Here is a 16151-nt window from a genome sequence, read left to right as displayed (position 1 = left end):
CAGCCGCTCAGACCTCGAGGACCTGGCGCTTGTTGTAGGTGCCGCAAGACGGGCACGCGATGTGCTGCTGCTTGGGCTCGTGGCAGCGCTCGCACGCAACCAGGGTGGGGACCGCAGCCTTCCACTGCGACCGGCGGTGGCGCGTGTTGCTGCGCGACATCTTCCGCTTCGGAACAGCCACGGCTACTTCTCCTGCTTCTCGTCGACGCCCGCTTCGGCGCCGCTCATCTCGTCCTTCTCGCCGTCCGTCATGGTTTCGGCGAGTCCCTGCAGTGCCGCCCAACGGATGTCGACGGCGTCGTGGTGGTGGTCCGGGTCGTCCGCCAGCCGCGCTCCGCACTCGGAGCACAGACCCGGGCAGTCTTCCTGGCACACCGGCTGCATCGGCAGTGCGAGCACCACCGCATCGCGCAGCACGGGCTCGAGGTCGAACAGGCCGTCCTCGATGAAGAGCCTGTCCTCGTCTTCCTCGGCGTCGTCGGCCGGCTCCGCCTTGGGGCGGCCCCGGTCGTCGGCGTCAGGGTACGAGAACATCTCCTGGAATTCCGCTTCGACGTCGAGCTGAAGCGGCTCCAGACACCTTACGCACTCCCCCTCGGCCTGTGCACGGGCGGTGCCTGTGACAAGCACCCCTTCCATGACCGACTCGAGCCGGAGTTCGAGCTGCACCGGAGCGCCTTCCGGCACTCCGACGACCCCCTGGACACCGAAGTCCTTGGGGGCGTCGACCGTGCGGGACAGCCGCTGCAGCGCACCGGGACGTCGACCCAGCTCGTGCGTGTCGAACACGAGGGGGTTGCGGTGGTCGAGGCGAGCGTTGGGAGCCATCCTGCTTTCGATCTTCTGAGCTCAGAGGGACGCCGCCCTGCGGTGTCCCCGGGCAGCGTTGATCGCGGACGTACGCGCGACCGAAGAGCCAGGATACTGGACCTTTCGCTCACGGCCCAATCCGGTGGTCCCTTACTGGCCGCGGCCCTGCTCGTAGGCCCTCAACTGCTCCGGCGTGATCATGCCGGTGTCGAAGAGGCTGGTCTCGTCAAGGGCGTACGACTGGTGCGGCTGGTGCTGCTGCGACTGGTGCTGCTGGGCCTGGTTCGGGTCGTACGAGGCCTGCTGCTGGGCGTCGTAGCCCTGGTACCCGTAGGGGTCGGCCTGCTGGTAGCCGTACGCGTCCTGCTGACCGTACGTCTGCTGCTGGTAACCGGCCGCTGCGTAGGTGTCCGTCTGCTGATAGCCGTAGGCCGGCTGCTGGTCGTACTGCTGCGGCTGCGGCTGTTGCTGCTCGGCCGAGTTCTCCCGCTGGGAGAGCGCGGCGAGGTCGGCCAGGTAGTCGGCGTCGCTGGAGTGCTGGAAGGACGTGGTGTCGTCGGCGAGGGCGCCGAGGTCGTCGGTGGCGATGCGGCCGTGCAGCTTGGCGCGCCCCTTGCCGACCGCCTCCAGCGTCTTGGCCAGCACCGCCTCGAAGGCGCCCAGCTTGACGTCCACATAGGCGTCGGCGTCCTTGCGCAGCGTCTCCGGGTCGTGGCTGCGCTCGGGGGCGTCCTCGTCCTCGTAGCCCTGCTCGTCCAGGCCCGGGCCGGTGCCCAGCAGCTTCTCGCGGCCGCGGCCGACGGAGCCGAGGGTCTTGGTGAGGACGACCTCGAAGTTGGCGAGCTTGGAGTCGACGTAGTCGTCGGCCTCGGCGCGGACCTCCTCCGCCTCCCGGCGGGCCTCGCTCAGGATCCGGTCGGCCTCGGCCTGGGAGCGGCGGGCGATCTCGGTGTCGGAGATCAGCGAGCCGCGCTCGGCGTGCGCGCCCTGGATGATCCGCTCGGCCTCCTGGCGGGCCTGCTCGACCATCTCCTCCCGGCCGCCGATCAGCTCCTGCGCCTGGGCCAGGGAGTCGGGCAGGGCCGCACGGACCTCTTCGAGCATCGCGAGCAGTTCCGCGCGGTTGACCACGCACGACGCCGACATGGGCATCGACCGGGCGCTGGAGACCGCCGCGACGATCTCGTCGAGCTTCTTCTGCACGTCCACCGTGTGCTCGCCACTCTCTACCGATGTGTTGGAGACGGACGGGACGACTGTAGCCCCATCAGTCCTGGCGGAGGCGCTCGTTCAGGGCTTCGAGGACGGTCGGCGGCACGAGGTGGGAGACGTCCCCTCCCCAGGTCGCGACCTCCTTGACGAGGGAGGAGGAGAGGAAGCTGTAGGTGGGGTTCGTCGGTACGAAGAGCGTCTCCACGCCGGACAGGCCGTTGTTCATCTGGGCCATCTGCAGTTCGTAGTCGAAGTCGCTGACGGCGCGCAGGCCCTTGACGATGGCCGGGATGTCACGCTGCTTGCAGTAGTCGACGAGGAGTCCGTGGAAGGCCTCGACCCTCACGTTGCCGTACTCGGCGGTGACCTGGCGGATCAGGTCGATCCGCTCGTCGATCTCGAACAGGCCCTTCTTGGACTTGTTGATCATGACCGCGACGTAGACCTCGTCGTACAGACGGGAGGCGCGGGAAATGATGTCGAGGTGTCCGTTGGTGATGGGGTCGAACGACCCGGGACAGACGGCGCGGCGCACTTGTGATCCCTCGCTCTCCGGTCCGGTCATCGTGCGTCTTCGCACGTAGAGGCGGCGCGACCGTACCAAAACGTTCCCTCGCCGTAGCGACGGGCCTTGACCGCTTCGTAGCCCTGCGGCCACGTGAATTCTCCGCCTCTGGTGCTGCGCTCCACGGTGACCAGAGCCTCCGGCGCGAGCCAGTGTTCGGTACGGAGTGTGAGCAGAATCTCCCGAAGATCGTGGTCCGTGACACGGTACGGGGGGTCGAGGAAGACCAGGTCATACGGGGCTGCGGGCGCCGACTGGATGATCTGCTCGGCCTTGCCCGACCTGACCTCCGCGCCGGGGAGGCCGAGGGCTTTGACGTTCTCCCTGATGACGCGGGCGGCCCTCGCGTCGGCCTCGACGAGGAGGGTGTGGCTCGCGCCTCGGGAGAGGGCTTCCAGGCCCACGGCTCCCGAGCCGGCGTACAGGTCCAGGACGCGTTCGCCCTGGAGGGGGGCACCGAGGAGGGACTGCCAGGTCGAGAAGAGGCCCTCGCGTGCGCGGTCGGAGGTGGGACGGGTGCCGTTGCCTGGCGGCACGGTGAGTCGACGTCCGCCGGCTACGCCGGCGATCACGCGGGTCATCTTCGGTTCCTCGGTTGTGGGCGGCTACCGGTTCATTCTCAGCCCTTTTCCAGGTACTGCTCCCTCTCCTCGTCCAGGAGGGCGTCCAGCGCCGTCCGTAGCGCCGGGAGGTCGGTGAGCTCCGGGTCCGCCGCCACGACCGCCGCCGCCTCCTCCCTCGCCTCCGCGATGACGTCCTCGTCCTCGATGACGGCCAGCACCCGCAGGCTGGTGCGGGCGCCCGACTGGGCCTGGCCGAGGACGTCGCCCTCGCGGCGCTGCTCCAGGTCGATGCGGGAGAGCTCGAAGCCGTCCAGGGTCGACGCCACCGCGTTCAGCCGCTCGCGGGCCGCGCTCGCCTCCGGCATCTCGGTGACCAGAAGGCAGAGGCCGGGGGCGGAGCCTCGGCCCACCCGGCCGCGCAGCTGGTGGAGCTGGGAGACGCCGAAGCGGTCGGCGTCCATGATGACCATGGCGGTGGCGTTGGGGACGTTGACACCGACCTCGATGACGGTGGTGGCGACCAGGACGTCGGTGTCGCCGGCGGCGAAGCGGCGCATGACCGCGTCCTTGTCGTCGGGGTGCATACGTCCGTGCAGGACCTCCACACGGAGGCCGTGCAGCGGCCCTTTCGCCAGCTGGTCCGCGACGTCCAGGACCGCGAGCGGCGGGCGCTTCTCCGCCTCGTCCTCGGGGGACTTGTTCTTGCCGGACTTCTTCGGGTCGTCCTCCTCGTCGCCGATGCGGGGACAGACGACGTACGCCTGGTGGCCCTTGCCGACCTCCTCGCGGACCCGCTCCCAGGCGCGGGCCAGGAAGTGGGGTTTGTCGGCGGCGGGGACGACGTGGGAGGCGATGGGTGAGCGGCCGGCGGGGAGCTGGTCGAGGACCGAGGTCTCCAGGTCACCGAAGACCGTCATGGCGACCGTGCGCGGGATGGGGGTGGCCGTCATGACGAGGAGGTGCGGAGGCTGTTTGCCCTTGCCGCGCAGGGCGTCGCGCTGCTCGACGCCGAAACGGTGCTGTTCGTCGACGACGACCAGGCCCAGGTCGTGGAACTGGACCTTGTCCTCGATCAGCGCGTGCGTGCCGATCACGATGCCGGCCTCGCCGGTGGCCAGGTCGAGCATCGCCTGGCGCCGGGCCGCCGTGCCCATGGAGCCGGTCAGCAGCACCACCTTGGTGGCGTGCTCGGAGCCGCCCAGCATCCCGCCCTCGGCCAGCTCGCCCATCATCTCCACGACGGAACGGTGGTGCTGCTGGGCCAGCACCTCGGTGGGCGCGAGCATGGCGGCCTGCCCGCCGGCGTCGACGGTGGCGAGCATGGCGCGCAGCGCCACCATCGTCTTGCCCGAACCGACCTCTCCCTGCAGCAGCCGGTGCATCGGGTGGTCGGTGGCAAGGTCGTCGAAGATCTCCTTCGAGACCTTCCGCTGGCCGTCGGTGAGGGTGAAGGGGAGGCGGCCGTCGAAGGCGGTGAGGAGGCCGTCGGGCTTGGGTTTGCGGGCGACGGCGGGGAGTTGGGCGTCGGCGTGCCGACGTCGGGCCAGGGCGACCTGGAGGACGAAGGCCTCGTCCCACTTGAGGCGGGAGCGGGCGTCGGCGATGTCGGCCTTGGTGTGGGGCTGGTGGATCTTCAGGAGGGCCTCGGGCAGGGTGACCAGGCCGCGCCCCTCACGGAGGGTGGCGGGCAGGGGGTCCAGGGCCTCCTGGGCCCTGGGCAGCACCGTCTGGATCGCCTTGCCGATCTTCCAGGACTCCAGCTTGGCGGTGGCGGGGTAGATGGGAATCAGGGCGCCGGCCCAGGTCTCGACCGTCTCCTCACTGTCGCCGCGAAGCAACTCGTACGCCGGATGAGCCAGTTGGAGGCGGCGGTTGAAGAGGGAGACCTTGCCCGCGAACATCGCCCGGGTGCCCGGCAGCAGTTCCTTGTGGGGCTTGTGCACGCCGTTGCCGAAGAAGACCAGTTGGAGCCGGCCGCTGCCGTCGGTGATCGTCACCTCCAGGCGCTGGCCCTTGCCGCGGGGGGCCCGCGCGGAGGCGAAGGTGTGCAGCCGGGCGTCGGCGACCATGGCGACCACCGTGACGTGCTCGTCCATCGGCAGGTCGGCGAGGTGGGTGAGCTGGCCGCGCTCCTCGTATCTGCGCGGGTAGTGGTGCAGGAGGTCGCCGACGGTGTGCAGGCCGAGGGACTCGGCCATCACCTTCGCGGTGGGTGGTCCGAGCACCTTCTTCAGTGGTTCTTCCAGTGCGGGCACGAGATCCATTGCACACCACGCCACTGACATCGCCGTATACGTCTGTCGAAACCCCTGGTCAGACGGCTCGTTCCGGCTTTAGGATGGCGCGCTCCGGCCATCCCCCGCGGTCACCGCCCCATCGGGACCGCCCGACCCCGCGCCGGCATGCAGTCCCCCCACCGGCGCTGCGACGATGGACTCCCAGACCTCACAGTCATCCCAGCCGTCCCAGCCACCTCATACGTTCCAGGTCGACCTGCGTGGACTGGTGGACCTGCTCTCCCATCACCTCTACTCCAGTCCGCGGGTCTATCTGCGCGAGCTGCTGCAGAACGCCGTGGACGCCATCACCGCCCGGCGCGCCGAGCAGCCCGACGCCCCGGCGCGGGTGCGGCTGTACGCGGAGACGGGCGCGCTGCGGGTGGAGGACTCCGGCATCGGGCTCACCGAGGCGGACGTGCACAGTCTGCTGGCCACCATCGGGCGCAGTTCCAAGCGCTCCGAGGGGATCGCCGGCGGGATCCAGGAGGTCCGTTCGGACTTCCTCGGGCAGTTCGGCATCGGGCTGCTGGCCTGTTTCGTGGTGGCCGAGCGCATCAGGGTCGTCAGCCGCAGCGCCCGTACCCCGGACGCGCCGCCCGTGGAGTGGACGGCGAGCGACGACGGCTCCTACACCGTGCGGACGCTGCCCGACGCGGCGCGGCCCGAACCGGGCACCACCGTGCATCTGGTGGCGCGGGCGGGGGCCGCGGAGTGGCTGTCGCCCGAGCGGGTGCTCACGCTGGCGCGGGACTTCGGTTCGCTGCTGCCGTACGACGTCCGGGTGGGCGAGGAGGCGGTCACGGACCTGCCCGCGCCCTGGAACCGTCCCTACCCCTCCCCCGCCGCCCGCCGGGTGGCCCTGGCGCGGCACTGTCACGAGCTGTTCGGGTTCACCCCGCTGGACTCGATCGAGCTGGACGTGCCGCTCGCCGGGATCCGGGGGGTGGCGTACGTGCTGCCGTCGGCGGTCAGTCCGGCGCAACGGGCGACGCACCGGGTGCACCTCAAGGGCATGCTGCTGACCGAGCGGGCCGAACAGCTGCTGCCGGACTGGGCGTTCTTCGTGCGCTGCGTGCTCGACACGGACAGTCTGCGGCCGACGGCCTCGCGCGAGTCGCTGTACGAGGACGAGACGCTGGCGGCCGTGCGGGAGGCGCTCGGCGAACGGATCCGCGCCTGGCTGACCGGGCTCGCGGCCGGTGATCCGGAGCGGCTGGCGGCCTTCCTGTCGGTGCACCACCTGGGCGTGAAGTCCCTGGCGCGGCACGACCGGGAGATGCTGCGGACGATGCTGCCGTGGCTGCCGTTCGAGACGACCGACGGGCGGCTGTCGCTGGAGGAGTTCGCACAGCGGCACCGGGTGGTGCACTTCACGCGAACGGTGGAGGAGTACCGGCAGGTCGCGCCGATCGCCTCCGCGCAGGGCATCGGGGTGATCAACGGCGGTTACACGTACGACAGCGAGCTGGTCGAGGCGTTGCCGTCGGTGCGGCCGGGGACGGTGGTCGCGGAGCTGGACGCGGACACCGTCACGGCGCATCTGGACGCCGTGGACGCGGCTGAGGAGCTGGCGCTGTCGGGGTTCCTGGCGGCGGCGCGGGCCCGGCTGGACGCGGTGCAATGTGACATAGTACTGCGCGCCTTCCACCCCGTCTCGGTCCCCGCCCTCCACCTCGACGACCGCTCCGCCCGGCATGAACAGGCCCGCGCGGACGCCGAGGAGCAGGCCGACGACCTCTGGGCGGGCATCCTCGGTTCGCTGCGCGGCAGCGCTCCTCGCGCGCGTCTGGTGCTCAACCATCTCAACCCCCTGGTCCGCAGGATCAGTTCGCTGGGTGACGCGGAACTGATCGGCACGGCCACGGAGTCCCTGTACGGGCAGGCCCTGCTGATGGCGCAGCGGCCGCTGAGGCCCGCGGACACCGCCCTGCTGAACCGGGCGTTCATCGACCTGCTGGAATGGGCCACCCACGGAGAGTCCGCAGACGGAGAGTCCGCACACGGGGAGGACGGCCGCTGATGGCTGGGATCACGGACTTCGACTCCCTGCGCCGGGCGATGGCGGAGAACTCCGAACGGCCGGAGGGGCCGGCGCGCAACGCGCGAGCGGAGCAACTGCTCGTCGAGGCGGAGAAGCTGGGCATCCCCCTCGCCGTCATCGAGGCGCTCGGGCACCAGCTGAAGGTCTACAACTACAGCTCCGAGAAGGACAGGATGTTCGTCCCCTTCGCGCGTCTGCTGCGCATGTGGGACGAACGGCCAGAGGACTTCGACGAGTACGAGACGCACTCACTGCACTGGGTCTTCAAGTGGATGTCGTCCGGCATGCTCGACCAGCCGCACGTCCCGCTCGCCTCGATCGAGAAGTGGCTCGGCGAGATGGAGCACCGCTACCGGCTCGCCGGGCACTCCGAACGGGCCGTGCGCAGCGCCGAGTTCAGCGTCGCCGCGCACGTGGGTGACATCCCGCGCGCGGAGCGGGCGTACACGGCCTGGCTCGCGGCGGACCGGGACAGCATGGCCGACTGCCACGCCTGCGAGCTGCACGGGCAGGGCTGGTGGCAGGCGGAGCGGGGCCGGGACGCGGAGGCGCTGCTGCTGTGGCGGCCGGTCCTGGAGGGCGAGTTCACGTGCGCACACGAGCCGCACACGGTGCTCGCGTCCTCGCTGGTGCCGCTGCTGCGGCTGGGCCGCGTGGACGAGGCGCGCGCCAACCATCTGCGGGGCTTCCGGCTGGTGCGGCCCATGGAGAGCATGCGGGGCGCGTACGCGGACCACGTGGAGTTCTGCGCGCTGACCGGGAACGAGGCGCGGGGCCTGGAGCTGCTGGCGGAACGGCCCGCGTACTTCACGGACACCGGGCAGCCGCGCAGTCGGCTGGACTTCCTGAGCGTGGTGGCCCTGCTCATGGACCGGCTCGTCGAGATGGGGCTCGCGGACCGTGAGGTGCCCGGGCCGGCCGGACGGTCCTGGACGGCCCGCGAACTCGCCACGCACGCGCGTACCGAGGCCCTGGCCCTGGCGGCCCGCTTCGACCAGCGCAACGGGACGACATACGTCAGTGAGCGGGCACGCGCGCGTACGGCCCAGAGTCCTCTGGTGGAGCGGCTGCCGCTCGGCGTCCGCGCGGTGCGCCCGGCGCCCGCTGGACCGGTGGCGACGCCGGTCACGGTGTCCCCGGAGGAGGAGCGGGACCTGCCGGCCCTGCTGACTCAGGCGCGGCGCCTGTCGGACACCCTGCGGCCGAACGCCGTGGAGGCGTGGGCGGCGGTGGCGCGGGCCGCCGAGGGCTTCGAACTGGACGTCCGCGACCGCGCCGAGATCGTCGACCACGAGGCGATGGGCCGGGGCCCCGAGGGCGTCGAGCTCTTCGAGCGGGCCGCCGAGCTGTACGCCGAGGCGGGCGACCCGGGCGAGGCACTGGCGGCACGCACGCGTGCGGCGTACGTGCGCGCCCTCACGGGCCGCGTCGACGAGGCCGTCGCCGCGGTCGCCGAGCCCTACGACGAGATCCTCGCCCTGTACGCCGACGAGGCGACGGGGCTGAGGCAGACGGCGTCGGTGCTGATGGGCCGGGCGCGGGTGCTGATGCGCCGAGTGCAGGAGCTGGCCGAGACCGGGGCGGTGAACGGGGAGGACGGGGCAGTCCGCGGGGTGCCGGACGAGACCGGCGCGGCCTCCTCGCGGGCCCCGTCCGCGGACGGCGTGCTCGCCGAGGCCGAGCGTGCCGTGCGGGAGTTGCTCGCGCTGGTCGGTGGGTATGCCGGGGACGACGTGCGGATCGCCGCCCGGGAGGCCGAGGGGCTGGCCATGCTCGCGGAGCTGGCGTTGCAGGGCGGGGATCCGGAGGGGGCCGTGGAGTTGTTCACGCGGGCCTCGGACGGGTTCGTGGCGGCCGGGCTGCCGTGGTTCGCGGTCGAGTACGAGGCCCGGCTGGCGGGGCTGTCGCACCACCTGGGCGACATCGCCGGTACGGAGCGGGCGCTGCGGGCAGCCCTGGAGCACGGCGGGACGCAGCTGGAGGCGGTCGGGCGGGCGCAGCTGCATCTCCAGCTCGCCGAGGTCGTCGGCGGCCGGGGACTCGCCGTGGAGGCCGCCGAACACTCCCTGGAAGCCGCGCACTGGGCCGACGAGGCGGGCGAGGGGCCCACGCTCGGTGCCTGGGCCCGGCATCAGCTGGGCGGCTTCCTGCTGCGGCAGGGACGATTCGCCGAGGCCGCGGAGGTGCTGGAGTCCGCGCTGCCCGACCTGAGCGTCGAGACCCACGGCGACGGCGCGGTCGTCCAGGCGCAGTGGTGGCTCGGTGACTGCCTGAGCGAGCTGGGCGAGCACCGGGAGGCGGCCGAACGGCGGCTGATGGCCGCCGAGATCGCCCGGCACTGGCCCGAGCAGCACGACCACGCCACGCTCGCCCACCTCGCCGCCGAGTCCCTCGGGGCCGCCGGACTGCCCGCCGAGGCCGATCAGGCGTACGCGCGTGCGGGCGAGCTGTGGCGCTCGCTCGGCAACGTCCACGGCCTGGTGCGCTCCCTGCGCGCGCGTGCGTGGCTCGCGCTGCGCGCGGACGACGGGGCGGACGCGGCACGGGAGTTGATGTCGGCCGCGGTCGGGGAGTGCGAGCGGGTGCTGGGCGCCGGCGAGGCCGAGGATGAGGCGCGGGAGCGTCTGCTGGCCGAACTGGGCCACACGCACCGCCAGTTCGGGGATCTGCTGGCCCGTTCCGCCGCCGAGGACGCCGACGACGACGCGATCCGGGCCGCGCTGGAGGACGCGCTGGTCCAGGTCGGCGAGGCGGTCGCGGTGTTCGCCTCGCTGGCGGACGAGGACGCCCTGCACAGCCGAACCGGCGCCGAACTCGCCGCGGGCTGGCTGGAGGCCGACCTCGGCCGCCCGGCCGACGCGGCGGCCCGCGCCCGTGCCGTGCTCACGGCGTACGACGGAGCCGGCACCGAGGACGAGACGGTCCGGGACCGCCGCGCGGAGGCCGCCCAGTTGCTGCAGGTGACGGAGGAGCAGGCCGGCGGCTAGGGCCGGTTGCGAAGGTCCCGCCTGCCCCGCGACGTCCGGCACGCTCCCCCAGAGGGGGCACCCCCACTCGCCGCACCGGGCACATCCCCGAGTACGTCCAGTACGAGGGCTTGCACCCGGCACGCCGAGAACACGCTCCCCCGCGCTGGAACAACCTCGCGCGGGGGACCCCCATGACGCCGCAGGGCGCGCCCTCCGGGCGGACGACGGGACTTTCGCAACAGGCCCCAGGTCACTCCACGCCGATCAGCAGCAGCGCGCCCTGGCGGCCGCCGCGGTAGACCACCGTGTCGACGGCGAGGTAGGACTCACGCACGCGTGCCTGCAGTCGGGCGGCCACGGACTCCGGGGCCTCGTCGCCGAGGACGAGGGTGACGAGTTCGCCGCCGGCCTGGAGCATGCGGTCCAGGACGGTTTCGGCGGTGGCGGTGACATCGGTGCCGATCACCGCCACGTCCCCGTCGATGAGGCCGAGGACGTCGCCGGCCTGGCAGATGCCGGCCATGGTCCAGGACTGGCGCTCGGCGACGGCGACCTCGGCGTAGCGGGTCGCGCCGGCCGCCGAGGTCATCGACACCACGTCCTCGTCGAAGCGGCGCTCGGGTTCGTGCACGGCGAGCGCCGCGATGCCCTGGACCGCGGACCGCGTGGGGATGAGGGCGACCCGGATGCCCTCGGCGCGGGCCTGCTCGGCCGCCGCGGCCGCGGTGTGCCGCAGATCGGCGTCGTTGGGCAGCAGCACGACCTCACGCGCGTGGGCACGCCGTACGGCGTTCACCAGCTCCCCGCTCGCGGGCGGCTCCCCGGGGCGCGCGAGCACGGGGGTCGCACCGGCCTCCGCGTACAGCCCGGCCAGGCCCTCGCCGGGCACGACCGCCACCACGGCGCGCTGCACCCGTTCCCGGGGCGGCCGCTCGGCACCGGTGGTGTGCACGTCACCGGCCCCGAAGTGGGTGATCCGGATCCGGTACGGCCGCCCGGCCTCGACGCCCGCCTCCACGGCGGCGCCCGCGTCGTCCACGTGCACGTGCACGTTCCACAGCCCGTCGCCGCCGACCACGACCAGGGAGTCCCCGAGCGCGTCGAGCCGGTCCCGCAGCCGCGCCACGGCCGCGTCCTCGGCCTCCAGGAGGTAGATCACCTCGAAGGCGGGTCCGGCGTCCGCCACCGGGTCGGCGCACTCCTCGACCGCGGTGTTGGAGAGGCCCGGGACGAGCTCCACGCGCGCGTGGAGCGCATCGGAAACGAGGTCGCCGAGTTCGACGTGCGGATGCGCCGCCGCGTCGGACTCCACGCGCGCGTGCGTCACGCCGGAGTCCACGCGCGCGTGGAGCGCGTCCGAGTCCACACGTGTGTGGGCGGCACCCGCATCCGCACGCCCGTACCCTTCGCCGCCCGGCACCGGTACTCCCCCGGACGTCTCCCCCGTGAACGTCTCCACCAGCGCGCCCAGTACCGCCACCAGCCCGCGTCCGCCGGCGTCGACCACGCCCGCGCGGCCCAGGACCGCCAGCTGGCCCGGCGTCGCGGCCAGCGCGGTGCACGCGCCCGTGTGGGCGGCCCGGGCGACCGACCCGCAGTCGTCCTCGGCGTCGTCCCCGGCCGCGTCGGCGGCGGCCGAGGCGACCGACAGGACCGTGCCCTCGACGGGGTGGGCGACGGCCTGCCGGGCCGAGTCGGCCGCGTGCCGCAGGGCGAGCCGCAGCCCGTCGCCGTCGGTGTGAGGCGTCTCACCGTCCTCGGCGAGCACCTGCGCCATGCCCCGCAGCAGCTGCGCGAGGATCGTCCCGGAGTTGCCCCGGGCGCCGATCAGCGCCCCGTGCGCCATCGCGCGCACGGCCTCCGCCAGGGTCGGCTTCCCGGCGTCCACGCCGGCCTCGTGACCGGCGAAGACGGCCTCGACCGCGGCCGCGGCGGACTCCATGGTCAGATACAGATTGGTGCCGGTGTCCCCGTCGGCCACGGGGTAGACGTTGATCGCGTCGATCTCCTCGCGCGCGCGTCCCAGCGCCTGCAGAGCGAGACCGCACCAGGTGCGCACCGCGAGAGCATCGAGGAATGTCTGCGGCACCCGCGCCACCTGCGCCTCCCTGAGCTGGACTGGACGCAGCGTAGACCCAGGGACGGTCGGTGCCGGAAGAGGGCCGGGGCCGGGGGTGTCAGCAGCCATGGTAGTTTCGTTGTACTGGCGCAGTCGTTGTATGCTGCTCCGGTTGCCCGATCCAGATCGGGCCATTCCCCCGGCAACGCCACTCAGATCTGATCCTGCGATCGCGATCCCGGCATGCCGGGATCCAACCGTAAGTGCATCTGAAGTCTTTGGAGTGACCCGTGGCTGCCAACTGCGACGTCTGCGGCAAGGGGCCGGGCTTCGGCAACAACATCTCGCACTCGCACCGCCGTACGTCCCGTCGCTGGAACCCGAACATCCAGCGCGTCCGTACCGTGGTCGGCGGGACGCCGAAGCGCGTGAACGCTTGCACCTCGTGCATCAAGGCCGGCAAGGTCTCGCGCTGACGCACAGCTAAGCGCGCGGCCACCGCTGGTTCGCTGCACTGAGCCGGTCCACCTCGTGTGGACCGGCTTTTTGCTGTGCCCTGACAAGCTGTACCCATGCGCTTCGGCATCCTGGGCCCCCTGGAGATACGCACCGACGACGGCACCCCCGTCGACCCCGGCGGCCCCCGCCCCCGCGCCCTGCTCACCCTGCTGCTCCTGGACGCCGGCCACCCCGTCTCCACGCAGCGGCTCACGGACCGCCTGTACGGCGCCGAGCCGCCCGCCGGGGCCGCCAACGCGCTGCAGTCCCAGATCTCCCGGCTGCGCCGCCGCCTGGCCCCGCACACGGACGTCGAGGCGGGGCCGGCGGGGTACCGGGTCGCCGTACCGCCCGAGTCCGTCGACGCGCACCTTTTCGAACAGTTGACCAGTGAGGGACGGGCCGCCCTCGCCGACGGTGACCACAGGCGCGCGGCAGCCCGGCTGCGGGAGGCGCTCGCGCTGTGGCGCGGGCCCGCGCTGCCCGACCTGCCGTCCGCGCACGCGGAGTGCGCCCGGCTCGAGGAGCTGCGGCTGGCCGCCGTACAGGACCGGATCGAGGCGGACCTGGGGCTCGGTGGCGGTCCCGAGCTCGTGCCGGAGCTACGGGCGCTGCTGCGCGACCATCCGCTGAGCGAGCGGCTGTACGGGCAGCTGATGCGGGCCCTGCATGCGGGCGGACGGCCCTCGGAGGCGCTGACGGTGTACGAGGAGGCCCGGCGCACCCTCGCGGACGAGCTGGGCGCCGACCCGTCGCCGGAGCTGTCCGCGCTGCACCTGGAGCTGCTCCAGGGCACCGAGCCCGAGCGCCGCCGCCTCCCGGTCCAGCTCACCCGTTTCGTCGGCCGCGAGCCCGAACTCGCCCGCATGGCCGCCCTGCTCGCCGAGGCCCGCCTGATCACCCTGACGGGCCCGGGCGGCGCGGGAAAGACCCGTCTGGCGATCGAGGCGGCAGCCACTCTCACGAACCGCACGAGCACCAGTGCTCGCTCCTTCGCCGGCCAGCCGTCCCCCTCCCCCGACGTCTGCTTCGTGGAGCTCGCTCCCGTCGCCGACGGGCAGCAGATCCCGTACGCCGTTCTGACCGCCCTCGGGGTGCGCGAGGGGTTTCGCAGCCGGGCCGCCGACAGTACCGACCGGCTGCTGGGGACGCTGGAGAACCGGGAGATGCTGCTGGTGCTGGACAACTGCGAGCATCTCGTCGAGGACGCCGCCCGGGTCTCCGCCCTGGTGCTCGCCGCCTGCCCGGGCGTCCGTGTCCTCGCCACCAGCCGGGAGTCGCTCGGCATCACCGGCGAGGTCCTGGTCCCCGTACCGCCGTTGCGGCCGGAGCCCGCCGAGCGGCTCTTCCTGGACCGGGCGCGCGCCGTGCGCCCCGGTTTCGACGGCCACGCGCGCGTGCCCGACATCTGTGCCGCCCTCGACGGGCTCCCGCTCGCCATCGAGCTGGCGGCCGCCCGGCTGCGCACCCTCACCCCGGACGAGCTCGCCGAGCGGCTGGACGACCGGTTCCGGCTGCTCTCGCGCGGCGACCGCTCCAAGGCGCCCCGGCATCGCACGCTGCGCGCCGTCGTGGAGTGGAGCTGGGAGCTGCTGGACGAGGAGGAGAGGGCGCTGGCGCGGCGGCTGACGGTGTTCTCCGGCGGCGCCACCCTGGAGGCGGTCGAAGCGGTGTGCGGGCTGCCGTATCCCGAGGACGTGCTGGCCTCGCTGGTCGAGAAGTCGTTCGTGGAGGTGTCCGAGGGGCGCTACCGGATGCTGGAGACGATCCGGGCGTTCGCCGCGGAGGGCCTGAGCGATCCGGGCGCTCTCGCCGGCGCGCACGCCGCGTACTTCCTGCGGCTGGCCGAGGAGGCGGAGCCGAACGTCCGGGGCGGCGGTCAGCTGCCGTGGCTGGAGCGGCTGTCCGCCGAGCACGACAACCTGGACGCCGCGCTCCGCCACCTCGTACGCCACGGCCCCGGGGACGCCCTTCGGCTGATGGCCGTCCTGTCGTGCTTCTGGCGACTGCGCGGGCTGCACGGCGGACAGGTGGCGTCTGCGCGTGAGCTGCTGGCCGCTGTCGGGGACGCGCCGCCTCCGGGGCTGACGGAGGAGTACGTGCTGTGCGCGATCAACGTGCTCCTCGGCGACGGCGAGGACGCGGCCGGCCGCGACGGGCTCGTCGCGCGCGTGGACGCCCTCCTGGCCGCCTACGAGGGTTCGCTGCGGCTGCCGTACATCCTCATGCTGTGGTCGCTGGCGGTCGGCCCCCGGCCGGCGAGCAACGACCGGGCCATAGCCCTGGCCGGCGAGGACCCCTGGGCCCGGGCGCTGCTGGAGGTGGGCCTGGGTTTCCAGGAGCGGTTCGCGGGCCGGCCGCGGGAGGCCGAGGAGAGCTTCGCCCGGGCGCTGGAGGCGTTCCGGAAGACGGGCGACCGCTGGGGGATGGCCAACTGCCTCGATCCGCTCGGCATGTTCGCCCTCGCGCGCGGGGACGCGCGGCGCGCACTGGAGCTGGTCGACGAGGGACTGGCGTACATGCGGGAGGTGGCGGCCCCCGAGGAGACCGCCGACCTGCTGCGTACCCGGGGCGCCGTGCTGCTGCACCAGGGCGACACGGCCGGTGCCGAGATCCATTTCGGGCAGGCGCTGGCGCTGGCCCGTGACGCCGGTCTGCCCGACAAGATGGCGGGCGCCCGGCGCGGCCTCGGTGACGCGGCCCGGCTGGCCGGGGACCCGGCACGCGCGCGTGAGCAGTACGAAGCCGCGTTGGAGACCTGCGCCGCCAACTGGTTCAGCGTCGGTGAGACCGCACGGATCCTCATCGGGCTCGGCCGCACCGCCGTCGCCGAGGACCGTGCCGAGGAGGCCCGCGACTGGTTCCGGCAGGCCGCCGAACTCGCCGTCGAGGGCCCCGGAGAGCTCGAACTCGCCGAGGTGGCCGAGGCATTGGCGTCCGTCGCCGGGTCGCCCGAACGGGCCGCCGTCCTGCTGGGCGCCGCGACGGGCCTGCGGGGCGCCCCCGACGCGGGCACCCCCGACGTCGTACGCACCGCACGGGAGGCCCGCGCCGGGCTGTCGGCGGAGGCCTACGCGGCGGCCTTCGAGCGAGGCCGGAACCTGCGGTCAGCGGCGGTCAACGAACGGTAGGCGGACGGTCAGCGGCCCCGCCGA

Annotated in this window: 11 protein-coding genes; 4 read left to right on the top strand and 7 right to left on the bottom strand. The window is 72.9% G+C overall.

Annotated elements, in window-relative coordinates; genetic code table 11:
- Positions 1-7: 7 nt before the first annotated feature.
- The 6 genes from rpmF to recG all read right to left on the bottom strand — a co-directional run bounded on the left by rpmF (position 8) and on the right by recG (position 5414).
- Positions 8-181 carry a 50S ribosomal protein L32 gene (gene rpmF / locus ABZ453_RS11130; protein WP_003951102.1) on the bottom strand — a complete coding sequence of 58 codons (174 nt, stop codon included), beginning with the start codon at positions 179-181 and terminating at the stop codon, positions 8-10.
- Between the two features lie 2 nt (positions 182-183).
- Positions 184-828, bottom strand: a complete 645-nt coding sequence (locus ABZ453_RS11125; protein WP_359013819.1) for a YceD family protein — start codon at positions 826-828, stop codon at positions 184-186.
- 132 nt (positions 829-960) lie between these two features.
- Positions 961-2019, bottom strand: a complete 1059-nt coding sequence (locus tag ABZ453_RS11120) for an ATP synthase F0 subunit B (RefSeq protein ID WP_359013817.1) — start codon at positions 2017-2019, stop codon at positions 961-963.
- Positions 2020-2077: 58 nt separating this feature from the next.
- Complete coding sequence (gene coaD, locus ABZ453_RS11115) at positions 2078-2557, bottom strand: pantetheine-phosphate adenylyltransferase (protein WP_356772047.1); 480 nt, start codon at positions 2555-2557, stop codon at positions 2078-2080.
- Between the two features lie 26 nt (positions 2558-2583).
- Positions 2584-3168, bottom strand: a complete 585-nt coding sequence (gene rsmD / locus ABZ453_RS11110) for a 16S rRNA (guanine(966)-N(2))-methyltransferase RsmD (protein ID WP_359013815.1) — start codon at positions 3166-3168, stop codon at positions 2584-2586.
- A 38-nt stretch (positions 3169-3206) separates the two neighbouring features.
- Complete coding sequence (gene recG, locus ABZ453_RS11105; RefSeq protein ID WP_359013813.1) at positions 3207-5414, bottom strand: ATP-dependent DNA helicase RecG; 2208 nt, start codon at positions 5412-5414, stop codon at positions 3207-3209.
- 166 nt (positions 5415-5580) lie between these two features.
- Between recG and ABZ453_RS11100 the strand changes: the two genes are divergently transcribed.
- A complete protein-coding gene (locus ABZ453_RS11100; protein WP_359013811.1) occupies positions 5581-7449 on the top strand; it encodes an HSP90 family protein in 1869 nt (622 codons plus the stop codon).
- Complete coding sequence (locus ABZ453_RS11095; protein ID WP_359013809.1) at positions 7449-10457, top strand: tetratricopeptide repeat protein; 3009 nt, start codon at positions 7449-7451, stop codon at positions 10455-10457. Before ABZ453_RS11100 ends, ABZ453_RS11095 begins: the two co-directional genes overlap by 1 nt.
- Positions 10458-10689: 232 nt before the next feature.
- Here the strand turns inward: ABZ453_RS11095 and ABZ453_RS11090 are convergent, their stop codons facing one another.
- Positions 10690-12537, bottom strand: a complete 1848-nt coding sequence (locus ABZ453_RS11090; protein WP_359013807.1) for a DAK2 domain-containing protein — start codon at positions 12535-12537, stop codon at positions 10690-10692.
- 251 nt (positions 12538-12788) lie between these two features.
- Between ABZ453_RS11090 and rpmB the strand changes: the two genes are divergently transcribed.
- Positions 12789-12974, top strand: coding sequence for a 50S ribosomal protein L28 (rpmB, locus tag ABZ453_RS11085; protein ID WP_003993230.1), 186 nt, complete (start codon positions 12789-12791; stop codon positions 12972-12974).
- 96 nt (positions 12975-13070) lie between these two features.
- Positions 13071-16127, top strand: coding sequence for a BTAD domain-containing putative transcriptional regulator (locus ABZ453_RS11080; protein ID WP_359013805.1), 3057 nt, complete (start codon positions 13071-13073; stop codon positions 16125-16127).
- Positions 16128-16151: the final 24 nt, after the last annotated feature.

Origin of the sequence: Streptomyces sp. NPDC005799 (assembly GCF_040630525.1) — a bacterium.
In the GTDB taxonomy this organism is placed as follows: Bacteria; Actinomycetota; Actinomycetes; order Streptomycetales; family Streptomycetaceae; genus Streptomyces; species Streptomyces griseorubiginosus_B.
This window is presented reverse-complemented; position numbering and strand designations above follow the sequence as displayed.

Coding starts and splice junctions, on each gene's coding strand:
- ABZ453_RS11125 (WP_359013819.1), bottom strand. CDS start 828: ATGGCTCCCAACGCTCGCCTCGACCACCGCAACCCCCTCGTGTTCGAC.
- ABZ453_RS11080 (WP_359013805.1), top strand. CDS start 13,071: ATGCGCTTCGGCATCCTGGGCCCCCTGGAGATACGCACCGACGACGGC.
- ABZ453_RS11095 (WP_359013809.1), top strand. CDS start 7,449: ATGGCTGGGATCACGGACTTCGACTCCCTGCGCCGGGCGATGGCGGAG.
- rsmD (WP_359013815.1), bottom strand. CDS start 3,168: ATGACCCGCGTGATCGCCGGCGTAGCCGGCGGACGTCGACTCACCGTG.
- recG (WP_359013813.1), bottom strand. CDS start 5,414: ATGGATCTCGTGCCCGCACTGGAAGAACCACTGAAGAAGGTGCTCGGA.
- ABZ453_RS11100 (WP_359013811.1), top strand. CDS start 5,581: ATGGACTCCCAGACCTCACAGTCATCCCAGCCGTCCCAGCCACCTCAT.